The sequence below is a fragment of the Mycobacterium sp. genome (assembly GCF_032159565.1).
GTDB lineage: Bacteria > Actinomycetota > Actinomycetes > Mycobacteriales > Mycobacteriaceae > Mycobacterium.
Window position 1 is genome coordinate 1 of record NZ_JAVHWR010000227.1, and the last position, 24,709, is coordinate 24,709.

Here is a 24,709-nt window from a genome sequence, read left to right on the forward strand (position 1 = left end):
GGAGGCCCGTCAATGATCGCGACCAGGAGCCTTCGCGACTGGGTGCCGGGGGTCGAACAATTCCGTGGTTATGAACGCGGGTGGCTTCGAGGAGATGTCATCGCGGGCCTCACGGTGACGGCCTACCTCGTGCCCCAGGTGATGGCCTACTCGACGTTGGCGGGGCTGCCCGCTGTCACCGGTTTGTGGGCGGCCATCGTCGCTCTGACCGTGTATGTCCTGATCGGCTCGTCCCGGCAGCTGTCGATGGGGCCGGAATCGACGACCGCGTTGATGACGGCTGCCGTGCTCGCGCCCCTCGCGGTTGGCGACAGTGTGCGCTACGGCATGCTGGCGGCCACTCTGGCGGTGTTGGTCGGTGCAGTGTGCTTCGTCGGCGCGGTGGCGCGGTTGGGGTTCTTGGCCAACATGCTGTCTCGTCCGGTGTTGGTGGGCTATATGACAGGCATCGCGATCCTCATGATCGCAAGCCAGCTGGGCAAGATCACCGGCGCACCGGTTTCGGGCGATGAATTCGTCGGTCTGATGCGATCCTTCGCCCAAAATATCCAACAATGCCACTGGCCGACAATGGCCTTGGCGGGATCGGTCCTGATTCTGCTGCTCGCGCTTGGACGCTGGGCACCGAGAATGCCGGGCCCGTTGATTGCCGTGCTCGCGGCGACCGTGGGTGTGTTCGTGCTGTCGTTGCAGGCCAACGGAATTGAAGTTGTTGGTGCCATCCCTACCGAGTGGCCCGCGACCGACTTGTCGCGCGTGGCGCCCAGCGATGTGGTGGCGCTGATCCTGCCGGCGGTCGGAATCGCTATCGTCGCGTTCTCGGACAACGTGCTGACTGCGCGCGCCTTCGCGAGAGGTGACGGCGATGAAATCGACGCGAGCGCGGAGCTGCGCGCACTCGGTGTCGCCAACGTAGGTGTTGGCCTGGCTCACGGGTTTCCGGTCAGCTCCAGCGGATCTCGGACTGCGATAGGGGACGCCGTCGGCAGCCGCACCCAGTTGTACTCGATGGTGGCGGCCGTGTGCGTATCAGCCGTCGTGCTATGGGGGAGTAGTGTGCTGGCGCGCTTTCCGGTCGCAGCGCTAGGCGCCTTGGTCGTTTATGCCGCAACGAGATTGATCAACCTCGCCGAGTACCGGCGCCTTGCCCGATTTCGCCGCAGTGAGCTGATCTTGGCGTTGGCCACCGCCGCTGCCGTGCTGGGCGTCGGTGTGCTCTATGGGGTGCTGGCAGCGGTCGCACTGTCGATACTTGATCTGCTACGACGCGTCGCGCACGCGCATGACAGCGTTCTGGGTTTCGTTCCGGGGCTCGCCGGCATGCATGACATCGAGGACTATCCTGCCGCGCAGTCGGTGCCGGGACTTGTCGTATACCGATATGACGCGCCGCTGTGTTTCGCGAATGCACAGGACTTCCGCCGTCGTGCAATGGCCGCCGTGGAACAGGACCATGCTCGAGTGGAGTGGTTCGTGCTCAACGCCGAGGCGAACGTGGAAGTCGATCTGACTGCGTTGGACGCCCTGGACCAGCTTCGAGACGAGTTGTCGCGTAAGGGAATTACGTTCACAATGGCCAGAGTCAAACAGGACTTGCGAGACGCCCTCGCCGCGGCCGGACTGCTGACCAAGATAGGGGAGGACCGGATCTTCATGACCTTGCCCACTGCGGTCGAGGCGTTTGAGAAGCGTCAAGGTCCTCGGAGCTAGGAGTGCTCTCCCTCAGTCAGATGACCGGCCAGGAAGTCGTTGGGCCCAACGGCGAGGTGGTCGGCCGGGTCAGAGACCTCACCGCTCGCCTGGACGATGAGGCCGGCCCGGAGTTTGTCGAGCGAATCCTCGTTCGGCGCGTTCGTGGAACAGACCTGCTGCTGCCCTGGGCGGCAGCACAGAGCTTCGAGCCCACCGGTGTCCGCATACACGGAAATGACGACTCGACGATGTTCGCAATCACGTCCACAAATGATGCGCTTGCCGACGAGGAGATCCTGCTCGTCCGTGACGTCCTCGACACGCAGATCATCGATATCGCCGGGCAGCGGATGGCACGGGTTGCGGATGCGGTCCTTAATCGCTGTGCGGACGGTCGGCTCGAACTCGTCGGCGTGGAGGTCGGTTTCAGTGCGGTGCTGCAGCGATTTGGCTTGCGGCGACTGGCCTCCCGCTACCGCGAAGACGTCGTCGCCTGGACCGATCTACACCTGACCTCCGAGCGAGGCCACGCAGTGCAGTTGGCCACTCCGCGATCTGCGGTCCACCACCTCGACGCTGCGGGACTCGCTGCGCTGATCAGCAGGCTCGACGTCGAGTCGGCGACGGACGTGCTTGCCGTTCGCGAACCGCGCATTGCTGCCGACGCCGTCCGAACCGCACATCCCGCCGTCGGTGAGCGCCTTCTCCGAGCTGTTCCCCACGAAATTGCCGAGCAGATCATGGCCGCCATGCCCGTCGAGCACGCAACCCATTGGCGGGGCCGCATTGAACGCACGTCCATGCTGCGGGGACGGCGCTTCCTTCGATCCCGAGTATGGCCCCGTCGCCGTCACGCCCCAGTCGGCGGCAGGCGTACCGGAGGGGGAGGGAAGGCGTGAAGCGCCAAGGGCGCAAAAGGCTTACGCTCGGTGCTCTGCTGGCGGTCGCCGGTCCTGGACTGCTTGCCGGCCTATCCGACGACGATCCGGCGGGCATCACGACCTATTCAGTGCTCGGCGCCGACCACGGGTACCAGCTGTTGTGGGTTCTCGTGCTGTCCACGGTGGCCTTGGTGCTTTTCCACGGTTTGGCGGCACGCATGGGTGTGGTCACCGGACAGGGTCTCATCGGTCTGGTGCGACAGCGGTACGGCGTGCGCCTGGGCGGTGCTGTGCTGACCGCGCTCGTAGTCGCCAACATCGGCACGACCTGTGCAGAGTTCGCCGGAATCGCCGCCGGCTTCGAACTATTCGGAATCAGTCGCTACCTCAGCGTGCCCACGGCCGCGGTGATCGTGTCCGCGCTGGTACTGCGCGGCAGCTTCCACCGCGTCGAACACTTCCTGTTGATCCTGTCGACGGTGTTCCTCGCCTACATCGCTTCCGGTGTGCTGGCCCGTCCGGACTGGGGCGCGGCTGTTCACGGCATGGTGGTGCCGACCATGCCCACCGATGGCGCTGCCATTGCGATCGTCACGGCCACCGTCGGTACGACGCTAGCGCCGTGGGGGCTCTCCTTTATACAGTCGTACGCGGTCGACAAGAAGCTTCGAACCGAGGATCTCTCCCTGGAGAGGGTGGACGTGATCACCGGCGCCGTGTTGACAGGCGTCATCGGGTTCTTTGTGGTTGTGGCGTGTGCCGCGACGTTGCACCGTGACGGTCTTTCCATTCGGGATGCCGCCGACGCCGCGGTCGCCCTCGAACCTCTTGCCGGCGGCGCTGCGTCGACGCTGTTTGCCGTCGGCCTCATCGGCGCAGCGTTCCTGGCGGCCTCGTTGCTGCCCCTGTCGACTGCGTACTCGGTGTGCGAATATGCCGGCGTCGAAGCAGCGGTCGATGACCGCTTCAGCGAAGCGCGGCTCTTCTATGTGACATTCGGGCTCGTGACAGTCGGCGGCGCAATCGCCGTGCTCATCCCGAATGCGCCGCTGGTGACGATCCTCGTGGCTACTCAGGTGCTCAATGCGGTGCTATTGGTGCCACTGTTGATCGTGATGGTCAATATCGGACGAGACCGTGATCTGATGGGCCGCTTCACCATCGGCTTGCGCGGAACGATCGCCTACTGGACGACAACCGCCGTAGTGGTCGGGTGCGTCGCCGCACTGGCGATCACAGCGGTCACGGGCTGAGCAAGGGCCGAGCATTCGTGAGTCCGGGCGAGGCGATGGGCATCCCGCCCGCCCATGACCAACAAGCCGGTAGCGCCGGTGTCGGCGGGTAGCCTGAGCACATTCCCATTCACGGCGAGACTGGCGGTCCGATCCGAGTCGCTGTGCTGTCGCCGATCGCGTGGAGGACACCACCTCGTCACTACGGGCCGTGGGAGCAATTCGCCTCGTTGCTCACCGAGGGATTGGTGGCAGCAGGCCATCGTGTCACCCTGTTCGCGACCGCAGACTCGATCACCGAGGCCAGCCTGCACGCAACCGCGCCGTGTGGTTGGTCTGAAGATGCGACGATCGATGCCAAGGTCGCAGAGTGCCTGCACGTCGCCTCGGTGTTCGAGCATGCCGGCGACTTCGACATCATTCACAACGGGTTCGACTTCTTGCCGCTCACCTACAGCGGCCTCGTCACGACGCCGGTGGTCACCACAATCCACGGGTTCTCGTCCGATCGAATCGTTCCTGTTTACAGGCGCTACGACAGCGCATGCGCGTACGTGTCGATAAGCGATTCTGATCGACACCCGGATCTGCACTACGCCGCCACAATCCACCACGGCATCGATATCGACGGCTTCACCGTCGATCCCAGTCACGGCGAGCATCTGCTGTTCTTCGGACGGATCCATCCCGACAAAGGGACCGCCCACGCGATCGAGGTCGCCAGGCGATGTGGCCGTCGGCTCGACATCGCCGGGATCATCCAAGATGAGGATTACTTCCGCAACGAGATCGCGCCGCACGTTGACGGCAAGAAGGTGCGTTACCTCGGGGCTGTCGATGCCTCTGCTCGTGCCGAGGTACTCGCAGGCGCGCATGCGCTGCTCCACCTGATCGACTTCGACGAACCGTTCGGTTACAGCGTCGTCGAGGCAATGGCCTGTGGCACACCGGTTATCGCCAACGCGAGAGGCTCGATGGGCGAGCTGATCGAGCACGAGGTGACGGGCTTCCTCGTCGACGACATCGAGTCGGCGGTGGCAGCGGTGGCCGCCGCCGGCGACCTCGACCGGCGCAAGATCGCCAGGCTCGCCGCCCAGCGCTTCACGGTCACGGACATGATCGACAAGTACGTGCACGTGTACCGAGAAGTCATCGGCAACCGGAATTGACACCGCCCCAGGAGGTGTGGTGGAAGTCGGCCGTCGTCTACCAGATCTATCCGCGGAGCTTTGCCGACTCGAACGGCGACGGCGTCGGCGATCTAGGTGGCATCGTCGGGCGGCTGGACTATCTGCGTGCGCTCGGGGTTGACGTGATCTGGTTGTCACCGATCTACCGGTCGCCGCAGGCCGACAACGGCTACGACATCAGCGACTACCGCGACATCGATCCGCTGTTCGGAACCCTCGTTGACTTCGACAAGCTGCTCGCCGAGGTGCACGAACGCGGCATGAAGCTGGTGATGGACCTGGTCGTCAACCACACCTCGGATGAGCACCCGTGGTTCGTCGAGTCGCGTTCATCGCGCGGCGGTCCGAAGCGGGATTGGTACGTCTGGCGCGACGCCCGTGACGGTGGCGAGCCGAACAACTGGGGCTCCTTCTTCGGCGGATCGGCGTGGGCGTGGGACCGGTCCACCGAGCAGTACTACCTGCACCTGTTCGACCGTAAGCAACCGGACCTGAACTGGGAGAACCCACAGGTTCGAGAGGCGGTCCACGAAGTCATGCGCTGGTGGCTCGATCGCGGTGTCGACGGCTTTCGCATGGATGTCATCAATTTCATCTCCAAGACTGCGGGACTGCCCGACGCAGCGGCGATCCCGGGGCAGCGTTTCGTCAGTGCCATGGACGAGTTCGTCGATGGGCCGCACGTGCATGACTACCTCGCCGAGATGACACGCGAGGTCTTCACCGGCCGCGACGGCGAGTTCATCACGATCGGCGAAATGCCGGGCGTCACAATCGCACACGCGCGGCTGTACACCGATCCGGCTCGAAGTGAGTTGGACATGGTTTTCCAGTTCGAGCACGTGTCCGTCGACCAGGGCCCACGGGGGAAGTTCGACTACATCGGTCTCGACCTGGTCATGCTGAAGAGGTCGTTACACCGGTGGCAGACTGCCTTGGCCGAAACCGGATGGAACAGCCTGTATTGGAATAACCACGACCAGCCTCGCGTCGTGTCCCGATTCGGCGACGACCATCCGGATTACCGGGCCACCTCGGCGAAGGCGCTCGCGACCGTTCTGCACGGCATGCGCGGCACGCCGTTCGTGTACCAAGGTGAAGAACTCGGAATGACCAACTACCCGTTCCGTGTTCCGCAGGACCACAAGGACCTTGAGGCGATCAACTACTACAAGAGCGTGCTCGAACTCGGACTTGACGAAGGGGAGGCGCTGGCCGGTCTGGCCAAGATCAGCCGCGACAATGCGCGGACACCAATGCAATGGGACGCGGGACCCAACGCCGGATTCACGACCGGTGATCCATGGCAGTACGTCAACCCCAATTACACGTGGTTGAACGCCGCGGCCCAGATCGACCGGACTGATTCGGTGTTCGCGCACTACCAAGCACTCATTCGCCTCCGCCACGAATTACCCATCTTGGTCGACGGTGACTTCGCGCCTCTGATGGCCGAAGACCCGCAGGTCTGGGCTTTCACCAGAACCACCCCGAGCAGGCGACTCCTTGTCATCGCCAATTGCGGACGTAACCCCATGACCGTCGAAATTGGCCGAGAATGGATCGCGGCCGATCTGCTACTCGGCAACCTGCCCGAGACTCCGGCGAAGTCGATGTCATCGACCCTCGACCTGGCCGGCTGGGACGCGCGCATCTATTCTCTGTGATTCCCATACTGAATCGGCAGGTCTCCCGGTTGGGAAGCAAATCTGCACCGATGCCATGACGAGCACGTGGCTGAGCGTGCGCGCGATGAATCCGGCCGGCCCCAAAGCGATCGTCCCCGCGATGCCCTCGGTCGACCGCTTCCGCGGGGCAGCGAAGGCATTCCACGCACTCCGGATTACCTCGATCTGCCGCCGGCCGAGACCCTGGCCCTTGCCCAGGATCTGCTGGACCGGGGCCTGGCGTTCAATGCGCACGAAGTGCTCGAGGCCGCATGGAAGAACGGCCCGGACGACGAGAGGACATTGTGGCAAGCACTTGCCCAGCTCGCGGTCGGCATCACCCATGTCCAGCGCGGCAACGGGAAGGGAGCGGTCACCGTCCTTCGCCGCGCGTCGGCCGGTCTTGCCCTCGACGGCACGGCGCCGTACGACATCGACGTCTCAGGTTTGGCCGACTACGTCGACGTGCTGATCGACTATCTCGCTGCAAACGCCGCTATCACGCCGGAACGCCTGACTCCCCGTCTGGTCGTCCGACCCCTCCGACGGCGATGAGATTTTCGATGGTCACGTACAGCTTGACGCGTATTGTCAGGGCTTCGACCTGGTAGCGGCAAAGCCGCTCCGGCGAGATCGCTTGTCCGGCAGGCGAGTTCCAGCCGACACCTAGTCGGGATGAACTCTTGCCTTCATCTCGCGAATAAGTTTCTCTACGCTCTTCCGATGATTTGTGTACGAGCCCAGTTCCCGTGACGGGCCTAGCGGATGCTCTATTGCGTACAAAATGCTGTCTAGACGACTATTCATTTTTTCCTGCTTCAGTAGGTGCTTACCATAGCACGATAAGCCGCTGAGCTGCGCTTATCTGGTTCTGGCCCGGCCGATGGCGACCCGGCCGCGAGATCGCCCCAGGCCGATATTCGCCAACCGCAGCCGTTATGGCGGCAGAGGTTCGAGTCACACCGCGCAGTATGTGTCGATGCCACGGGCGGCCCCAAGCGGGGAAAGATCTTCGTAGTGACGCATCCCATCGCGGCGATGCGATGTCAAACGTCGCATTGCGCGTAGCCCCTGCACCGACCGAACGAGCGCAAAGCCTCTTCGCACGGCACCCGCAGCGCCGAGAGCGAAGGTCGCGCCACATTCGGGAGCGGTTCGATTCCGGCAACTCCACCAGAAGCCCCGAACGCTGGCACGCGCAAAGACCCAGTGCGGACGTCGGGTGTCAGATCGCCGCGCCGGCTTCGGCAGCCGTTCGATCCTGGTGGATCTGCCGGAGGAACCGTCCGATGGCGGCCACCACCGGCCCAGTGCGTGCTGCGTCGGTCAAGTCGAAACCGTGACCGACACCTGGTAGCTCGACATAACCCACCTTCGCCGCTGACACGGATCGCAGCATGTGAACGAACGCGCGCGCCTCGCCAACGGGAATGAGGCCGTCACGGCTCCCGTGCACCACGAGAAACGGCGGCGCCGCCTTATGGATCCGCTCCACGGGCGACGCCGCGCGGAACACCTCGGGATGGCGAGCGTGGGAGCGCTTGACGACGACACGCTCGAGGAATTCGATGAATCCGGCGCGCTGCGTAGTGGAGCGGTCCTGCCAGTCGTAGATGCCGTACGTACTGACGACGGCATCGACGGATGTGTCCGCGTCGGCGGGAAGATCGGCCTGCCAGTCCGGATCGTTGGCGGTCAATCCCGCCAAAGCTGCTAAGTGCCCACCAGCCGAACACCCAGCGGCGACAACGAAATTGGGGTCCCCCCCGAAGAGGCCGACGTTAGCGCGCGCCCATGCGATCGCTGTTTTGACGTCAGTGATCTGCCGCGGCCAGCGATGTTGCGGGCTAGTCCGGTATTGGAGTGACAAACAGACCCAGCCTCTCCTGACCAAGTGTGCCATCAGCGCGTGCCCCTGCAATTCCCGACGTCCAAACACCCACGCCCCGCCCGGAATGAAGACGAGCACTGGCGCGGGTGCTCCGGCGAGATCTTCGCGTCGCCAGACGTCGAGCAATTGGCTGGGGTGATCGCCGTATTGCACCGACGACCGATATACATATCTGCGCTGCCCGGCCGCTTTCCACAGGGGAGCCGGCTGGTGGTGCGACGGCCACGGACGCGCGAGATCGTCGGGGCTCACGATGCCCTGTAACGCTTCCGTCAGTAGCGCTGGCGTCTGCGCGAGCAGTTGGCGTTGGCCGCCGCCGGGCCCAAATCGAGCCTTGGCCATCGCGGAAACGATGCCGGGCACGTACGTCTTGCCGCCGACGCCGAGCGCCGCCATACCGCTGATCGGCTCGAGACGTCGCCCGATGACCGGAGTCGCCGCCGACGCAGCGCAAAGCGCGATCACGTAATCGCCTGGCTTTGCTCGTCTCACCCATCGGATGTAGGACCGGACGGTACGCACTGCCTGGCCTGCATCCACTCGGGGCATCACTGCAGCGTACGGCGCGACGAACACTCGTATCTGCTGAATGGCATTGCCGTAACATGTGCCGCTCAGGGGTGGTCACGATCGGGCTGAGGATGTACGGAATCGTCGATAGGCCGCGAACAGCGCGCTGCGTGTCGACGATCTGCGGTTGAAAGGGGTGGGACATGGAGCAGTTGAGCTGGACGGACGACATGATGCTGCGCGCCGAAAAGCCCGAGACCCCGATGCAGATCCAGATGCTGCTGATCTATGACCAGTCGACTGCGCCCGACGGTAAGGTCACGTTCAAACGCATTCTTGAAGTGATCGATGCCCGGCTGCATCTTGCTCCAACGTTCCGGCGGCGGCTGACCGACTTGCCCGGCGGCCTGCACATGCCCTACTGGGTTGATGATCCGAACTTCGATCTCGAGTACCACGTGCGCCACATCGCGTTGCCTCACCCCGGGGACTGGCGTCAGCTGTGCATACAGATCGCACGCATCCACGGACGCCAGCTCGACCTCCGCCGGCCACCGTGGGAGATGACGGTGATCGAGGGTCTGAACTCTATTCCTGGCGTGCCGAAGGGATCGTTTGCGATCTCTATCAAGCTGCACCACTGCGTCGTCGACGGGATGGAAAGCGTCGAGCTGATGTCGGCCATGCATGACCTCGCGCACGACAGCGCGCGTCCCGCCCCACCGGAAAAGCCGTGGAATCCGGGCGCGCTGCCGTCGACGGTCGATCTCGTCTCGCGGACAGCGATCAACGGCATGCTCCACCCTCTGCGCGCGGGCAAGGTCCTGATTCCCAGCGTTCTTGGCGCGCTGAGTCACATCGCGGAGTTGCCCGGCAAGATTGCCGGCGGAGTAGCGGCCACACTGACCCCTGGGTCGGGCTCGCCGTTTGCGCCGAGCACGCGCTTCAACGGCGCGGCCACACCGCACCGGGCGTTTGACGCCCGCTTTCACGACCTAGTCGATTTCAAGCGGATCAAGGCTTGTGTGCCGGACGCGACCATCAACGACGTGGCCCTTGCCTATGTCGGGGGCGCGCTTCGGCATTATCTGGACGGCCACGGCGAGCTGCCTGAGGAGACTCTCGTTGCCGCGTGCCCGATGTCAATACGGTCCGGCAGCGAAAGCGGCAGTGGCGGCAACCGCCTGTTCGGCAGATTGCAGGCGCTGGGAACCACGATCGGTGACCCGCTCGAACGGTTGACGGCCATCGTCGACGAGGCCTCCGCATTTCGCGACACCTCGGATACCTCGAGCAGCTCCCGGCTGATGGACCTGGTGGGTACCGTGCCCACCACGCTGATCGGACTGACGGTGAAAGCGGCTAGCGCGGTGCCGTTTTCGGCGCCTGCGATCGCCAACACCACAGTGAGTAATGTGCCTGGCCCCACCGATTCCATCTTCTTCGCGGGCGCTCGCCTTCTGCGGGTCACCGGCCTTGGCCCACTGATCGGGGGGATGAATCTTTTTCACATCGTGGCGAGCTACAACGGAACCGTCTCGATCGGGGTGACAGCGGATCGCAGTGCGCTACCAGACCCGGGCCACTACGCCGACTGTATGCAGAGCGCGTTCGAGGAGATGCTCGGCGCCGCCGGATGATCGGCGTAGCTGAACTGGAGGGCCGGTTTCCGCAGCGAACTGGCCCAACTCCCGCAAGCCTGCCGCAGCTGTGATGTCGGGCAACCTGGTTCTCTAGTTCTTCGGCAACCAGCACTCTGCCGGCCGTGATTTCGCTGCCCGACTGCCTGCCGCATCATGGGTTGGTGCAACCCCGACGACCCGGCGAGTCCGGCCGGCCGACACCGTCCGCCGCTGATCTTCGGCGTTGGCGTCAGCACTTGGCCGACGAGCGGGCCGAAGCGGCCGTGTACCGGGACCTGGCCGGTCGACGCACCGGCGAGGAGCGCGACATCCTGCTGGCGCTGGCCGACGCGGAGGCTCGTCACGAGCAGCACTGGCTGACCATGCTCGGTGACGATGTGGGAAAGCCCCGGCGCGGAGATGTACGCTCGCGCATTTTGGGTTTCCTGGCGCGGCATTTCGGATCGGTCTTTGTGCTCGCCCTCGCCCAGCGCGCTGAGGCGAGGTCCACCTACGACGCCGATGTCGATGCCACTGCCACCATGGCCGCTGACGAGCGGATCCATGGCGAGGTGGTTCGGGCGCTGGCCGCGCGGGGCCGCAGTCGCCTTTCCGGGAGTTTTCGCGCCGCCGTGTTTGGCGCCAACGACGGGCTGGTCAGCAACCTTGCGCTGGTGTTGGGGATCAGCGCCAGCGGAGTGTCGAACCACACTGTGCTCGTCACCGGTGCCGCCGGCCTGCTCGCCGGCGCGTTGTCGATGGGCGCGGGCGAGTATGTCTCGGTGCGCTCGCAACGGGAGCTGCTGCAGGCGTCGACTCCGGATCCCCATGCGGGCGCCGCCCTGCCCGCGCTGGACGTCGACGCCAACGAGCTGGCGTTGGTCTACCGGGCACGCGGTATGAGTGAGGCGGAAGCCGAGAAGCATGCCAACGAGATTCTCGGCAACCAAGTGTCGGCGACGACAGGGCAATTCGGATTCACCCCAACCGATCCCGCCGAGCACGAGGCGATCGGCACCGGCTTGCGCGCCGCCGTTTCGAGCTTCTCCTTCTTCGCGTCTGGGGCTCTCATACCGGTGCTCCCCTACCTATTCGGGCTGCAAGGGGCCGTCGCGCTCGTCGTTGCGGCGGTACTCGTCGGCATCGCGCTGATCGGCACCGGTGTGATCGTGGGCCTGCTGTCTGGCGGACCGCCCCTGCGACGCGCGCTGCGCCAGCTTCTCATCGGATACGGCGCCGCCGCAGTCACATATCTGCTGGGTCTACTGCTGGGCACGGGACTCGGTTAGGCGGATCGGGATCAGGGCAAGAACCCCGGCTACACATGGCACTTCGTCGGCAAGATCAACGACGACGGGTTGGCAAAAGAGTGGCCCCGCAACTTTGCCTGCCGGCCTGAGCGGAACCTATGTCATCACAGTGGCCAATACCTTCACGGACGCGAAGCCGATTCGGGTTGTCATTGTCTTCGCAGGCAAACTCGAGCAGACGGACCAGATCATCGCCCAGGGCGGCTTGGACTTCGTGGTCGGCCACGATGCCGGGATCAATGCGGCGGTCACGTGTCAGGGACCAATTCCGCCGGGGAGCTACGACATCGTCGTACTAGGCCGGGGCTCGGCACCCGGCGCAGGCCAGTTGGTGGCGAAATTGGACAACGACACCAAACAACAGACTGTGACGATCACTTAACGGCGCACGCCATGCGTTGCCGCGGGCGCCTCACCGACGTCGCCCCGGACGTTGCGTGCGGGATGGGTCGGGTTCGGGTGCGCCCATGGGTGCGAGTCGTTGTGTTTCCTCGTCTTGCTGAGGTGTGGACGTGGGGTGCCGGACGGTGTCGGCCTCCGGTGCGCCTATGGGGGAAAGACGCTGTGTCTGTTCGTCCTGCTGGGGTGTCGGCGTGGCGTGCCGGACGGTGTCGGCCTCGGGAGCGCGCATCGGTGTGAGGCGTTGTGTGTCCTCGTCTCGGTGAGGTGCCGGCCTGGGCTGCCGGATGGTGTCGGGTTCGGGTGCGGGCACCGGTGAGAGTCGCACTGTCTCCTCGTCGGGCAGAGACACCGGCGGTGGGATTTCGGTGTCGGCCGGGGCGTCGCTGAGACCGACACGGGCGTGTAGCCATCTCATCGGCCGGGGCGCCCACCAATTGAGGTCGCCTGCCACACGCAGGAACGCGGGTACCACGACACCCCGGATCACGGTGGCATCGATGATGATGGCCAGCGCGGTGCCGATACCGAACATCTTCATGAAGGACAGTCCGTTGGCGAAAGACAACAACGTGATGGTGAGCAGGAGCGCGGCGCTGCTGATGATCCGGCCCACTCGGCCCAGCCCGACGACGATGGCGTCGTTATTCGACAGCCCGGTGCAGCGGGCTTCCTTTATCCGGCTGAGCAGAAAGATTTCGTAGTCGACGGACAGACTGAAGGCGATGCAGCAGAGCAGAACAACCATGGACAGGTTCAGTGGCGCCGGAGTTATGCCAAGCAACTGAGCTAGGTGCCCGTCCTGGAATATCCAGACCATGGTGCCGAGTACCGCGCTCAGCATCAGCAGGTTCAGGACGAGCGCCTTCATCGGCACGACGATGCTGCCTGTGAACAGGAATAACAGCACGAACGTGGCCAACGCGATCAGAAGGATCGCCACGGGTAGCCGGTCGCCGACGGCGGCACTGGTGTCGATGAGCGTGGCGGTCGGGCCACCGACCTCGACTTGATGGTCGGCGATCGTCCCGCGGATGGTATGGACGACCTGTTGCGCAGTTTCCGTCTGAGCACCTACAGACAGGTACACCAATCCGTAAGCGCCGCCGGCTCTTTCGGTGCCGGGCATTGGGCCCGCGACGAGCTTTCCGTTCTCGTAGGTGCCGCTCGGGGCAACGACCCGGACTACATCGGATATCTGTGACACCGGGGCGGCAAGCTCATTGAGCGCGCGTAAATCGTTGCGCGCCAGTAGCGTTACCGCTTGGGAGTTGTCCGTTGCGTAGTCATTGCCCAGTGATTCGGCCACCAACCGGGCGTTGGAGTCCGGGGGTAGCGCTCGTTCGTCGGGCATGGCGAGTCGCACGCCGAGGAAGGGAATGCCGAGGACCAACAAGGCCGCAATCACCGGCAGGGCGCAGAGCAGCGGCCTTTTCGTCACCGCCTGGGCGCAACGGCGCCAGAACAGCGAGTCCGCGGAAAGCGGAACCTTTCGGCGGATCACCGCAAGCGAATCGATTCGCTTCCCGAGCAGAGCCAGCAGAGCAGGCAACACCACGATCGCGCTGAGCGCCGACAGGATCACGACGGCGCTCGCAGTGAGTGCGGTCGACCGCAGGAAGTAGGTCGGAAACACCAGAAGTCCCGACATTGCCAATGTCACGGTTGCCGCGCTGAAGATGATTGTCCGGCCCGCGACGGTGACCGTCGCGACGATGGCCGCCTGATGGTCCCTCCCCATGTCGCGCTCCTCCCGAAAGCGCGACACCATTAATAAGCCGAAGTCGATGGACAAGCCGAGACCGAATGCCGTTGCGACAGTGAGCGCGTGCACCGACACATCGGTGACGCTGACCATGATCGTCAACACCAACAGTGTGGTCACGATCGACGTGATGCCGATGGCGAGGGGCAGGAGTGCGGCAATGAGACCGCCGAAGATGATCACGAGCACTGCCAGCAAGATGGGAAGCGCGATGCTCTCGCTGATGACGAGATCGTGATTGACCCGATCCTCGATCTCGACCGACACGCCAAGCGGGCCGCCTGCACGCACGTCGACCGCCGGGTCGTCTGTCGGTAACTTGTCGATGATCCGGATCGCGGTCTTTGTCGCGGCGTCAAGCGTCCCGCCGACGTGCACGAGGATGAGACCGGAACGCCCGTCCCGACTGCGAAGATGGGCGGCCGATTCCTCGCGCAACGATCCCACCACCTTCGCCGAAAGCTCGGCCTCCACGAGCTGCTGCACCCGACCTGCGGCGGCCGCGACATCGGGACTTTGCACGGTGCCGTTTCGCGCGATGACTTCCAAGACCAGATTTGGCGTCGTGGGGAAGTTCTGGTCGAGGAAGTCAGCGACCTGTGCCGATTCAGCTGCGGGGTCCGTGAAACCACCGACACCGAGCTTCTCGGTTACCGTGCCACCGAAGGCGATGCTGATGCCGAGTAGCGCCAGGACGGCGATGAGAATTACCTTCGGCCGCCGCACCGTGAAAACGGCTAACCGGCTCAACATCGTTCGCTCACGGGCGGGAGCCTGGATAGCAGGGGCAGCAGAACGGCGAACAGTTGCGGCCCGTCGCTGAGATAAAAGTGGCCGCCGCGCAGGACGTGCACAGCGAAGTCGCCCGACGTCCGCGTACGCCATTCGTGCAGATCGTATTCGGTCACCAGTGGGTCGTCGCTGCCACCGAAGGCGTGGATCGGGCAGGACAATGCCGCCGGTTCCGCTTCCTCATCGGTCAAGCACAAGCGCAGGTCTATTCGAGCCGCCGCGACGGCCGCGTCCCGCAGGGCGGGCCATTCGGCGAGCTCCGCTGGGATGCCGCCGAGCTCGAATAGCAGCGCCGTCAACTGGCTTTGGTCCAAGTGGTCCACCGTGGGTATTGGTGCCGGAAGATGCGGTGGGGCAAAGGAAGAAACCATCAGTGCGCGCGGCACAACAGAACCCGATGCCGCGCGCAGGCACGCTAACCTGTACGCCAGTAGCGCGCCGAAACTGTGGCCGAAGAATACATGCGGGCCGTCAAGCGACGATCGCAGTTGCTCATCGGCCTCGTCCACCAGTTGTCCCAGTGTGGTGAATCGCTCGCGATTGAGAATCTCGACGGGGACTACGTCGATGCCCGGGCCGAGTGCCTTGTTCCAGGCGTTGAACATCGCCCCGCCACCGCCGGCGTGATGGAAGCAGAACAACCGCACCGTTTCACGCGCCTTCAAGAGGCTTCCGTGAGGAGCGCCAGCTCCTCGGCAAGCGCTTTCACTGTGTACCGGATCTGCTCGTCGGAATGGCAGCTGGTGACGAAGAACCGCAGTCGCGCTTTGTCTTCCGGCACGGCCGGGTAGATGATCGGGTTGGCGTTGATGCCGCGCCCAAGCAAAGCGTTGGACAATTTCAGTGCCGTGGCCGAGCTTCCCACGATGCATGGGATGACTGGTGTGCCTTCGCTGTCACCGGTATCGAGGCCGGCCTCGCGGGCCAGCGCCAGAAACAGCGAGGATAGTTCGTGCAGGCGCCGCAGGTGCTCGGGCTCACTGCGGATGGCGCGGATCGCCGCAAGTGACGCCGCCGCTGTGGGTGGTGGCATGCCGACGCTGTAGACGAAGCCCGGCGTCGTGTATTTGAGGTATTCGACGAGCTCCCGACTGCCGCCGACGTAGCCGCCGCAGCCGGCCAGCGCCTTCGACATCGTGCCCGACCACAGCTCTACGTCGGTGCGGTCGACGCCGAAGTGTTCGCCTATGCCACCACCGGTTTCGCCGAGCACGCCGATGCTGTGTGCCTCGTCGATCATGAGTAACGCCTGGTGCTTGCGCTTGACTTCGATGAACCCGGGGAGATCGGGGATGTCACCGTCCTGGCTGTAGACGCCCTCGATGACAATCAGCACCCGGCGGTACTGGTGACGGATGTTGGTGAGCAGCTCGTCGAGCGCGGCATGGTCGTTGTGCGGGAATGGGCGACGTGTTGCGCCCGAGAGCATGCAGCCCTGCATGATGCTGTCGTGCGCGAGGCTGTCGTGGATCACCAGGTCGCCTTCGCCGAGCAGGTGCCCGATCACCGTGACATTGGTGGCGTGTCCGCTGACCAGCGCGATCGCGTCCTCGGTGCCGAGCAGTCTCGCCAACTCCAGCTCGAGTTCCCGGTGGACCGGCTTCTCACCCGAGATCGGCCGCGACGCCGAGCAGGAGCTGCCCCATCGACGCACCGCATCCGCGACCGCGTCGGCCACGGCGGGGTGGCCCGACATGCCCAGGTAGTTGTAGCTGGAGAAGTTGATCACCTCGGCGCCGTTGATGAACGACGTGTCGCGGGTGACGCCGTCGTTGACCAGGAAATAGGGGTTTTCGATGCCGATCGCCTCGCCGAAGGCAAACCGGTCGGCCAGAGCCCTGACCTCTTCGAACTCGCCGATTTGGAACTGAGGGGTCACCGCACGCGCTCCCAAGGCATCCGCTGGCTGGGCCTCGTGTGCCTGCCCGCCCGCCATGCCGATCACGTCGGCGATGGTGGTGGCCGGGCCGTACCCCGCCGGGTCGATCGTCACCCCTGGGATCTTGCGGGCCAGCCCGCTGAAGACGTCGGCCACCATGATGGAGTCGAACCCGAGGTCACCTGCGATGGTCTGGGTGGTGCGCAGGTTCTTTTCGGGAAATCCACTGACGCGCGCGATCTCAGCGCGCACGATCGCCGTGGTATCAACGGCCGGAGCCGGAAGGCCGGCGACATTGGACACCGAATTCGCTTGCGACGCAGCCATGGCCGGTGTAACAGTCGGCGGATTGCCCTGCCCGTATGCGGCTAGCACGGCGGTCTGTTCGCGAAACAGTGCGATGAGATTGTCCATCGTTGAATCCTTTGTCGAGTCGGTCGCGGTAACCGCCTTCTGGGCAGCCCTCGATGTCGCCGTCGGGACGGCGCCCTCCTTGATCCAGAACCGGTTAGCGGTGCTGAACGCGTAGCCGCTGAGCCTATGAGCTGCCCGAGCTTCGGTGGGGTAGAGCAGGTTCCAATCAGGATTAAGGCCGTCGCGATAGAGCGCGACGACGGTTCCGATCAGATCCGTCGCGACGCTGAGTGCATGCGGCGCGCCCTCGTGTGATCGCATGATCATCGGGGCGAGCGTGCGTTTGGCGCCGAATTCGACGAGATGCGTTGGCTCGGCAGTCATCGCTTCGGTTGCCGCGTCGGCGAACCGCACGGTTGCGCGAATGTGGGCAGTCCAGTAGTCCGCGTCCATCGGTTCGTCATCGCCGAGCAGCCGCCCATGCAGTGTGGAGAAGACGGGGAACACGGGCAGTTCGTAGGTGCACTCGGCGGCCACCGCGGCGAACTCGGCCGTCATCGGCTCCATCAGCTGTGAGTGGAATGCGTGCGACACGTTGAGCCGGTGCACGGTTATCCCCGTATGTTCCAGGGTGCGCGCGGCATCTTCGATCGCGTCCGTCGCACCAGACAGCACGATCTCGTTCGGGCCGTTCACCGCGGCGAGGTCGAGGGGCAACCCGGACACGTCGCCGACCATCGCACGGACGGCGAGCATGCCGCCGCCCGCGGGCAGCCGCTGCATCAGGCGCCCGCGGGCGATGACAAGCCGACAGGCGTCGTCGAGGCTCAACACCTCGGCGATGGCGGCTGCGGCGAACTCGCCGATGCTGTGCCCGAGCAGCCACGCCGGTTCCGCGCCTAATCGAAGTAGCGCCTGTGCCTGCGCATACTGCAGCGCGAAGATCGCGGGCTGAGCGTACTCGGTGCGATTGACGCCGTCGTCGTTCATGACCTCGCGGATGGACGCGCCAAGGTGCGTCGTCATCGCAGCGTCGACCTCGTCGAACGCGTCGCGGAACACCGCGCTGCTGTCGTACAGTTCCGTCGCCATGCCGGAGTACTGCGTACCTTGGCCGCTGAACAGCCAGCCCGTCGACATTCCACCAGCGGTGCCCTTTTCGATATCGCTGCGCAGCGCTGCGACGGCCTCTGCGCGGTCTTTGACGACGATCGCCAGCCGTGCGCTGCCGGAGGCCTTGATCCGGTTCGTCGACCAACACAGCTGCGCTACCGGAGCATCGCTGTTCTCGAAATCCCAGGCAAGCTGTAAAGCATTGCGGCGCAGACTTTCAGGCGAGTCCGCCGATAGAGTGAGGACACCGTGGCCGTTCGCCGCCTGCGCGGATTCGGCCACCGGAGCGCTCGCGAGCACCATGTGGCAGTTCGTGCCGCCGATGCCGAAGCTGGACACACCGGCGTGAACCGTTTCCGGCGGCAGTTCCATCGGTTCGGCGAGCATCCGCAGTCCGCCGTCGGTAAGTCGAAGCTGTTCGTTCTCGGTGTCGGCGAAGCGGGACGGTGGAACCACCCGATGGTGCAGGCTGAGCACCACTTTGATCAGGCCGGCGATACCTGCTGCACCCTCGGTGTGGCCGAGGTTGCCTTTGATCGACCCGATCGCGCAGGGCGTGTCACGGCGCGAACGGTGCGCGTGGGCAAGCGCTTTCGCCTCTATCATGTCGCCCAAAAGGGTTCCGGTGCCGTGTGCCTCGAGGAAGCTGATCTGCTCGGGCACGACCCCGGCGGCCTGGCATGCGCTGGCGGAGACCTGCTGCTGCGCCCAGCGGTTCGGGGCGGTGATCCCATTGCTGCGCCCGTCGCTGTTGACCGCGCTGCCCTTGATCACGGCGTAGATCGGCAAGCCTGCGGCGACCGCGTCCTCGAGCCGGCGCAGCACGACGACGGCAACGCCCTCGCCCCGGCCGATTCCATCCGCCTTGCCGCTGAACGGTTTACAGCGGCCGTCCGGAGCCGCCAGCCCCGCTTTTGTATAGAAGACGTTCAGGGCGGGGGTCAGGGTGAGGTTGACGCCGGCGGCGACTGCCTGCTCGCATTCCGCATTGCGCAGCGCCTGTACGGCCAGATGAACCGCGACGAGCGACGACGAGCACGCGGTGTCCACCGCGAGGCTCGGTCCGTTGAAGTCCAGTTGGTAGGAGAGTCGGTTCGCGGTCATGAAGTAGCCGTTGCCCGGACCATCCTGAGCGGTGATCGCGCGGTAGTCGCTCATGTGCAGATGAGCCCATTCGTTGGCCATCACCCCGACGAACACCCCGGTGTTGGAACCGGCCTGCCCGCGCGGGTCGAGGGTGGCGTTTTCAAGCGCTCGCCACGCCGTCTGCAGGAGCAGGCGTTGCTGCGGGTCCATCGCCTCCGCCTCGCGCGGGGTGATGCCGAAGAAGTCGTTGTCGAAGGCGTCGGCGTCGCATATCAGCCCGCCCGCCCGGTGGTTGACGGCGCCGTCGTCAAGCAGTTCGGCCGCGTCCCACCGCTCGACCGGGATGTCGTCGATGCCGTCGGCGCCGTCGAGCAGCAGCTTCCATAGGGCGGCAGGATCGCCTGCCTTGGGGAAGCGACAGTCGAGGCCGACAACTGCGATGTCGCTCATCGGGGGTGCTCCTCATGGACCACGTCGGTGAGTTCGCCTTTCAGGAACGCTTCCCGCATCGATGCGCGCTGTACCTTTCCACTGGTGGTGAGGTGAATTCCGGCACGGTTGACGAACACGACGGTCGGGGCGGGAATCTCGAAGCCGCGCGCGATGGCGGTCTTGACGGCGGCAGCGAGTTCGCCGCAGTTCATGTCACCGAGCATCTCGGTCTTGATGGCCTGGATCAGGACTAGGCGTTCTGCGTCGTCGACGTCGACCGATACAGCGCAGCCGCGTGAACCGGCCACCGCCGGGTGCACGTCCTGGACTGATTCTTCGATGTCCTGCGGGTACAGGTTGCGGCCGTTGGCGATCAGCAGGTCTTTCAGGCGGCCGGTGACATAGAGCTCATTGTCGTGGAGTAGCCCGAGGTCGCCGGTGCGCAGATAGGGGCCCTCGCCATCGGAAGTTTCCGCGCGAAACTGTTCGACTGTCTCTGCGGGACGGTTGTGGTAGCCGCTGGCGACGCTCGCGCTTCGCAGCCATATCTCACCGACGTGGCCGTCGGATAACTCGCGCAGGGTTTCGGGGTCGACGATGCGCACCTCGACACCGGGCGCCGGTGCACCCGAGCTCACCAGGGTGGTCGCGCGGCCCGTGGTGGCGGGTTCATAGCGGTTCTGTTCAAGAGCGTCGGCGTCGGCGTCGAGGTAACGCTGCACGCCGCTGCTGAAGGTGGCCATCAATGTCACCTCCGCCATGCCGTAGGCGGGTCGCATCGCCGATGGCGCGAATCCGGCCGGCGCAAGCACGCCGGTAATCCGCTCGATGGTGCGACGGCGAACCGGTTCGGCACCGTTGAGCGCGACGTCCCAGCACGAAAGGTCGAGGCCCGTCAATTGCTCTTTCGTCACCCGGCGTGCAATCAGATCGTAGGCGAAATTCGGCGCGGCGGTGATGGTTCCGCGGTAATCGCTCATCGCTTTGAGGAGCCGTATCGGCTGCTTGAGAAACGCCAGTGGCGACATTGTGATGAGGCTTGCTCCGTTGAAGAACGCCAGCAGCTGGCCGATGAGGCCCATGTCGTGGAAGTGCGGGATCCAGCCGACGAGCACCGACGTCGCGCTGACGGGCAGGGCTTGCGACATTGTGGCCTCGTTGTCCAACAAGTTGCCGTGGGTGACGGCGACGCCCTTAGGATCGCCAGTCGAGCCGGACGTGTATTGAAGGAAGGCGACGGTCTCAGGGGTGAGCTGCGGCATCGCCCACGAGTCCGGATCAGCAAGCGCCGCGTCGTTGCTGGCAACACACCGCAGCGGGCGACCGAGATCCAGTCCTTCGATGCCCGCGGTGAGCAGGCCGCGCAGCCTCTCGGTGGTCAACGCCAAGCTGCTGTCCGCGTCGCGAAGGATCCCGGCGACGCGCTTCATGCTCCGCTCATCGATGGGCAGCGGGGTGGGCACCGCGACTACTCCAGCGTAAAGGCAGCCGACGAACGCGCGCCAGAAATCGATACCCGGCTCGAATAAGAGCAGCACCGGTCGCTTGGCCTCGGGCCGTGAACTCAACCAAGCGGCCATCTCGCGCGCATCGCGATCGAGATCGCCGAAACTCGTCACTTCGGGTACGAGATGTCGCCCGGACTCGTTCAGGAACGTCAAATGGCGGTTGTCGGCGTGAACTTCGAACTGCGAACGCAATTGCGCAACAAGGTTTTTCTGCCCGATACGCGGCGCCCACCCAACGGTGGTGTCACCTGTGGTCATCGCTGCTCCTCCGTATCGTCGCCAAGCTGGTGGCTGGAGCGTTGTTCAGAGCTTGCGCCTGATGCGGCCGAGGCGGCGAGCCGAAGACGAGACTTCTCTTAGCTGGCGTGACCTCACCCCGATGCACGCCCCCTGCATATAGCTTGAGGCCGGCGATGAGGTGAGTGATGCCCCCATAGTGAATCCTGTCCGGCGGCTACGGCCCGCCGGGAGTGGGTCGCAAAAGGATCATGGCTGACTCCTTGTGAAATTGGACGGCCCACCAACAGCTGGCGATCTCAGCAAACCGGTGCACTGATGATACTGGCCCGTGCCGCATCGTTTGACAACCCCGAATTACTGGCGATACGCGAGCACTGGCGAGGCATAGGAATCGACGGCTTGGCAAATTTTGTGCCGTGGTAAGCGACCGGAGCGCCGAAAACCGCCGCGGCGGTGGTAGGGCGGCGGGTGCTGCGGTGTCGCCTATGCCACCTGTTGCTGCTCGGCGACGGCGGTGCCGATGAAATCTGCAATGCGGGAGAGAGTGGGGTAGTCAAAGATCATCGTCGGGTCGACATCGATGTCGAAATGCATTTCGACGTCACCGACGAGGCTGATCGCGTGCACCGAGTCGACCCCCATTTCGGCGAGGGGAACCATGGGGTTGATGGTGGTTGCCGACACCTCTAGGTAGGAGGCCAGCTGAGTGGTAAGCCAGCGGAGGATTTGGCGGTTTGCGTTCATGTGAGCTCCTGGTCTGCTTGGACGAAAGTGTCTGACTTCAATAGGTTTCGCCGCTGCGTGCGGCTTGGGCTTAATGGTCGTGAATCAAGTGGTGGCTGCGTAATCGCCGGGAAGCCAGATTCCACTCCTGAAAGGGAAGGGTTTCCTATCCGCCGGGCAAGGCGCCGCAGGAGGGCCAGCTCGGGCGACGGCCGCCGAATCTCGGAGTTGGGCGACGCGGTGCACGACCTGCCCCAGCCCGATTTCTGGGCGGATTCGATTCCGGGAGCTCCGGCAGAGAAAGGCCGCGGAGATGCGGCCCTTCTTCTTGGCCAGCTGGCCCGAGCATGGCGAACAGTCGCCCCTGCATTGATGCCATGATGAGCCCGTGGATGAGCGTGCGCGCGATGAATCCGGCCGACCCCGAAGCGATCGTCCCCGCGATACCCTCGGTCGACCACTTCCGCGGGGAAGCGAAGGCATTCCACGCATTCCGGATGACCTCGAGTTGCCGCCAACCGAGACCCTGGCCCTTGCCCAGGATCTGCTGGACCGGGGCCTGGCGTTCAACGCGCACGAGGTGCTCGAGGCAGCGTGGAAGAACGGCCCGGACGACGAGAAAACATTGTGGCAAGCGCTTGCCCAGCTCGCGGTCGGCATCACCCATGTTCAGCGCAAGAATCTCAAGGGCGCGATCACCGTACTCCGGCGGGCGTCGGGCCGTCTTGCCCTCGAGGAGGCGGCGCCGTACGACATCGACGCCGCAGGTTTGGCCGACTACGCCGACGCGCTGATCGATGACCTCGCTGCGAACGCCCCGATCGCACCGGAATGCCTAAGACCCCGTCTGCTCGTCCGAACTCTCCGGCGGCGCTGAGGTTGTCGATGTTTCACGTGCAGCTTGACGCGTGCCGTCCGAGCCTCGCACCAATAGTGGTAAAGCTCGAGACGGCAGTCGGGCAGACGATCCCTGACGGCGGGCGGGATCGCTTGTCCTGCAAATGGTTTCCAGCCGACACTTAGTCTGGATGAGCTCTTGCCTGGATCTCGCGAATAAGTTTCTCCACGTTTTTCTGATGATTTGCATACGAGCCTAGTTACGGCGTGCCTTGGTGACATAGCGAAGACCTCCGAGTGAAGTGCGAGCTGCTGAAGAAGGCACAAACTCAACTTCGGAGGTCTTGTGTCTCACCGTAATGCCCCTTTGTCCGAGACCGGGCGTCTGCGCTTGGCCCGTTGCGTTGTGGAGGATGGTTGGCCGCTACGGCGAGCTGCCGAACGGTTTCAGGTCGCGGTGAGCACCGCGCGCGCTGCGCCGGCCGCTATCGCGAATTGGGTGAAGCCGGCATGGCCGGCCGCAGCTCACGGCCTCGTCGCAGCCCTAACCGCACGGATAATTGTCCCGAGATCATATGAGCCCATGAAGTCGGCCGCGGTGAGGTGTCCGGCCTTGCGCTACGCAGCCGCCTGCAGCGTGATCTCGGAGATGTCCGTCCGGCTCTGGCCGTTGGTCGTCCCCAATTTGGTGATCCACACCAGCACATTCGACGTCTTGGTCGTGTCATGGACCGCTATACGGTTGTGGCCCGGCTGCAGCGGCGTGGTTGGCGTCAACTCTGTGGTGTCGGACAACTTCGCCGGGGTTTCAGTCGGCGACGAGCGGATCTGGACCTCGGTCCCCGAGCTGGACAAGTCGATGGTGACGGCGCTCAGCGCGGTCGGATCGGACAAATGCAACAACAGCCCCTCGCCCTCGACATAGTTCGGGAACGGGATCGGATCCTTATAGGTGACGGTGGACCACGACGTGTCCGGGTTGCCGTCGATCGCCAAGCCGGCTCTCTGCGGATTGTCCGGAGCGCCATTGGGCGAGAACACGGTTGCGCTCACCGGCTTGACGATCGGCCCGGGGCGGGTCCAGACGCCGAATCCGTCGGTGAACCAGACGACGGCAGCCGCGGTCAACACGACCACACCGACCAGTGCGACGAGTGCTGCGGTACGACCCCATCGACGCTTCGGTGCTTTGTCCCGCGGCAATTCAGTGCGCGATGGGGGCGGTCGTCGTTTCGGATGAGCGTCGGCCGAAAAGGTGACGATTTGGTCGGCGTCCACGGTGTTGCCGTCCCAAACGCCGCTGACCTCGACCTCGTCGCCGTCTGCGAGCTGATCCGCGACGAGTTGAGTTTGTATCTGGACCGGAATAGGACCACGCCGATCGCCGATCGGCTCATCGGGCACCAAGTCGAACGACAGGGTCCCTAGTTGTCCTTGAGCGCCGATCGTGCTTTGCATAACGCCGCGTGCTGTCCCATGAACGACCAGGCGCTCGAGTCGCTGCGTGGGTGGATGGCCGTCCGAGCGCTGGCCGTCGGCGTTGCTCGCGTGCCGATGCGGTGCAGTTATATCCGGGCGTGGACCCT

The 24,709-nt window shown here is 64.4% G+C and carries 16 protein-coding genes and 2 pseudogenes; 11 read left to right on the forward strand and 7 right to left on the reverse strand.

Annotated features, from left to right (window positions below; all coding sequences use genetic code 11):
- The first annotated feature begins 12 nt into the window (after window positions 1–12).
- The 6 genes from sulP to QOC76_RS30685 all read left to right on the forward strand — a co-directional run bounded on the left by sulP (window position 13) and on the right by QOC76_RS30685 (window position 7,217).
- Window positions 13–1,710, forward strand: a complete 1,698-nt coding sequence (gene sulP / locus QOC76_RS30660) for a sulfate permease (protein ID WP_526363726.1) — start codon at window positions 13–15, stop codon at window positions 1,708–1,710.
- A 20-nt stretch (window positions 1,711–1,730) separates the two neighbouring features.
- A complete protein-coding gene (locus QOC76_RS30665) occupies window positions 1,731–2,591 on the forward strand; it encodes a magnesium transporter (protein ID WP_526363696.1) in 861 nt (286 codons plus the stop codon).
- On the forward strand, window positions 2,588–3,826 hold the full coding sequence (locus tag QOC76_RS30670) for an NRAMP family divalent metal transporter (protein WP_526363698.1): 1,239 nt from the start codon (window positions 2,588–2,590) through the stop codon (window positions 3,824–3,826). Before QOC76_RS30665 ends, QOC76_RS30670 begins: the two co-directional genes overlap by 4 nt.
- 143 nt (window positions 3,827–3,969) lie before the next feature.
- A complete protein-coding gene (locus QOC76_RS30675; RefSeq protein WP_526363700.1) occupies window positions 3,970–4,974 on the forward strand; it encodes a glycosyltransferase family 4 protein in 1,005 nt (334 codons plus the stop codon).
- Window positions 4,971–6,662: an alpha-glucosidase gene (locus tag QOC76_RS30680; protein WP_526363702.1), complete on the forward strand. Its 1,692-nt coding sequence runs from the start codon at window positions 4,971–4,973 to the stop codon at window positions 6,660–6,662. The genes QOC76_RS30675 and QOC76_RS30680 overlap by 4 nt, the downstream gene beginning before the upstream one ends.
- Before the next feature lie 66 nt (window positions 6,663–6,728).
- A complete protein-coding gene (locus tag QOC76_RS30685) occupies window positions 6,729–7,217 on the forward strand; it encodes a DUF309 domain-containing protein (RefSeq protein WP_526363704.1) in 489 nt (162 codons plus the stop codon).
- 670 nt (window positions 7,218–7,887) lie between these two features.
- Here the strand turns inward: QOC76_RS30685 and QOC76_RS30690 are convergent.
- Window positions 7,888–9,102 carry an alpha/beta hydrolase gene (locus tag QOC76_RS30690; RefSeq protein ID WP_526363706.1) on the reverse strand — a complete coding sequence of 405 codons (1,215 nt, stop codon included), beginning with the start codon at window positions 9,100–9,102 and terminating at the stop codon, window positions 7,888–7,890.
- 164 nt (window positions 9,103–9,266) lie between these two features.
- Here QOC76_RS30690 and QOC76_RS30695 point away from each other — a divergent pair, with 164 nt between their 5' ends.
- The 3 genes from QOC76_RS30695 (at window position 9,267) to QOC76_RS30705 (ending at window position 12,377) form a co-directional block, all read left to right on the forward strand.
- Entirely contained in the window at window positions 9,267–10,703 is a 1,437-nt protein-coding gene (locus tag QOC76_RS30695; RefSeq protein WP_526363708.1) for a WS/DGAT/MGAT family O-acyltransferase, read from the forward strand.
- Between the two features lie 164 nt (window positions 10,704–10,867).
- A complete protein-coding gene (locus QOC76_RS30700) occupies window positions 10,868–11,974 on the forward strand; it encodes a VIT1/CCC1 transporter family protein (protein WP_526363710.1) in 1,107 nt (368 codons plus the stop codon).
- A 130-nt stretch (window positions 11,975–12,104) separates the two neighbouring features.
- Window positions 12,105–12,377, forward strand: a complete 273-nt coding sequence (locus QOC76_RS30705) for a hypothetical protein (RefSeq protein WP_526363712.1) — start codon at window positions 12,105–12,107, stop codon at window positions 12,375–12,377.
- Window positions 12,378–12,407: 30 nt separating this feature from the next.
- Here QOC76_RS30705 and QOC76_RS30710 read toward each other — a convergent pair whose 3' ends face one another.
- The 5 genes from QOC76_RS30710 to QOC76_RS30730 all read right to left on the reverse strand — a co-directional run bounded on the left by QOC76_RS30710 (window position 12,408) and on the right by QOC76_RS30730 (window position 22,307).
- Window positions 12,408–14,885, reverse strand: coding sequence for an MMPL family transporter (locus QOC76_RS30710; RefSeq protein ID WP_526363714.1), 2,478 nt, complete (start codon window positions 14,883–14,885; stop codon window positions 12,408–12,410).
- 20 nt (window positions 14,886–14,905) lie between these two features.
- Complete coding sequence (locus QOC76_RS30715) at window positions 14,906–15,616, reverse strand: thioesterase II family protein (protein WP_526363716.1); 711 nt, start codon at window positions 15,614–15,616, stop codon at window positions 14,906–14,908.
- Complete coding sequence (locus QOC76_RS30720) at window positions 15,613–19,833, reverse strand: aminotransferase class I/II-fold pyridoxal phosphate-dependent enzyme (protein WP_526363718.1); 4,221 nt, start codon at window positions 19,831–19,833, stop codon at window positions 15,613–15,615. The genes QOC76_RS30715 and QOC76_RS30720 overlap by 4 nt, the downstream gene beginning before the upstream one ends.
- On the reverse strand, window positions 19,830–21,581 hold the full coding sequence (locus QOC76_RS30725; protein WP_526363720.1) for a fatty acyl-AMP ligase: 1,752 nt from the start codon (window positions 21,579–21,581) through the stop codon (window positions 19,830–19,832). Before QOC76_RS30725 ends, QOC76_RS30720 begins: the two co-directional genes overlap by 4 nt.
- A 465-nt stretch (window positions 21,582–22,046) precedes the next feature.
- Window positions 22,047–22,307, reverse strand: coding sequence for an acyl carrier protein (locus QOC76_RS30730; RefSeq protein WP_526363722.1), 261 nt, complete (start codon window positions 22,305–22,307; stop codon window positions 22,047–22,049).
- Window positions 22,308–22,674: 367 nt separating this feature from the next.
- Between QOC76_RS30730 and QOC76_RS30735 the strand changes: the two genes are divergently transcribed.
- Both QOC76_RS30735 and QOC76_RS30740 read left to right on the forward strand, forming a co-directional pair.
- Window positions 22,675–23,163, forward strand: a complete 489-nt coding sequence (locus tag QOC76_RS30735; protein WP_526363724.1) for a DUF309 domain-containing protein — start codon at window positions 22,675–22,677, stop codon at window positions 23,161–23,163.
- 306 nt (window positions 23,164–23,469) lie between these two features.
- A pseudogene (locus QOC76_RS30740) lies at window positions 23,470–23,678 on the forward strand (leucine zipper domain-containing protein); the annotation flags it as partial.
- 63 nt (window positions 23,679–23,741) lie between these two features.
- Here the strand turns inward: QOC76_RS30740 and QOC76_RS30745 are convergent.
- Window positions 23,742–24,709, reverse strand: a pseudogene (locus QOC76_RS30745) (serine/threonine-protein kinase); the annotation flags it as partial.

Bases quoted from the DNA above. Each gene is read 5' to 3' on its own strand.
- QOC76_RS30730 (WP_526363722.1), bottom strand. From the start codon at position 22,307: ATGAACGCAAACCGCCAAATCCTCCGCTGGCTTACCACTCAGCTGGCC.
- QOC76_RS30725 (WP_526363720.1), bottom strand. From the start codon at position 21,581: ATGACCACAGGTGACACCACCGTTGGGTGGGCGCCGCGTATCGGGCAG.
- sulP (WP_526363726.1), top strand. From the start codon at position 13: ATGATCGCGACCAGGAGCCTTCGCGACTGGGTGCCGGGGGTCGAACAA.
- QOC76_RS30690 (WP_526363706.1), bottom strand. From the start codon at position 9,102: ATGCCCCGAGTGGATGCAGGCCAGGCAGTGCGTACCGTCCGGTCCTAC.
- QOC76_RS30665 (WP_526363696.1), top strand. From the start codon at position 1,731: ATGACCGGCCAGGAAGTCGTTGGGCCCAACGGCGAGGTGGTCGGCCGG.
- QOC76_RS30695 (WP_526363708.1), top strand. From the start codon at position 9,267: ATGGAGCAGTTGAGCTGGACGGACGACATGATGCTGCGCGCCGAAAAG.
- QOC76_RS30720 (WP_526363718.1), bottom strand. From the start codon at position 19,833: ATGAGCGACATCGCAGTTGTCGGCCTCGACTGTCGCTTCCCCAAGGCA.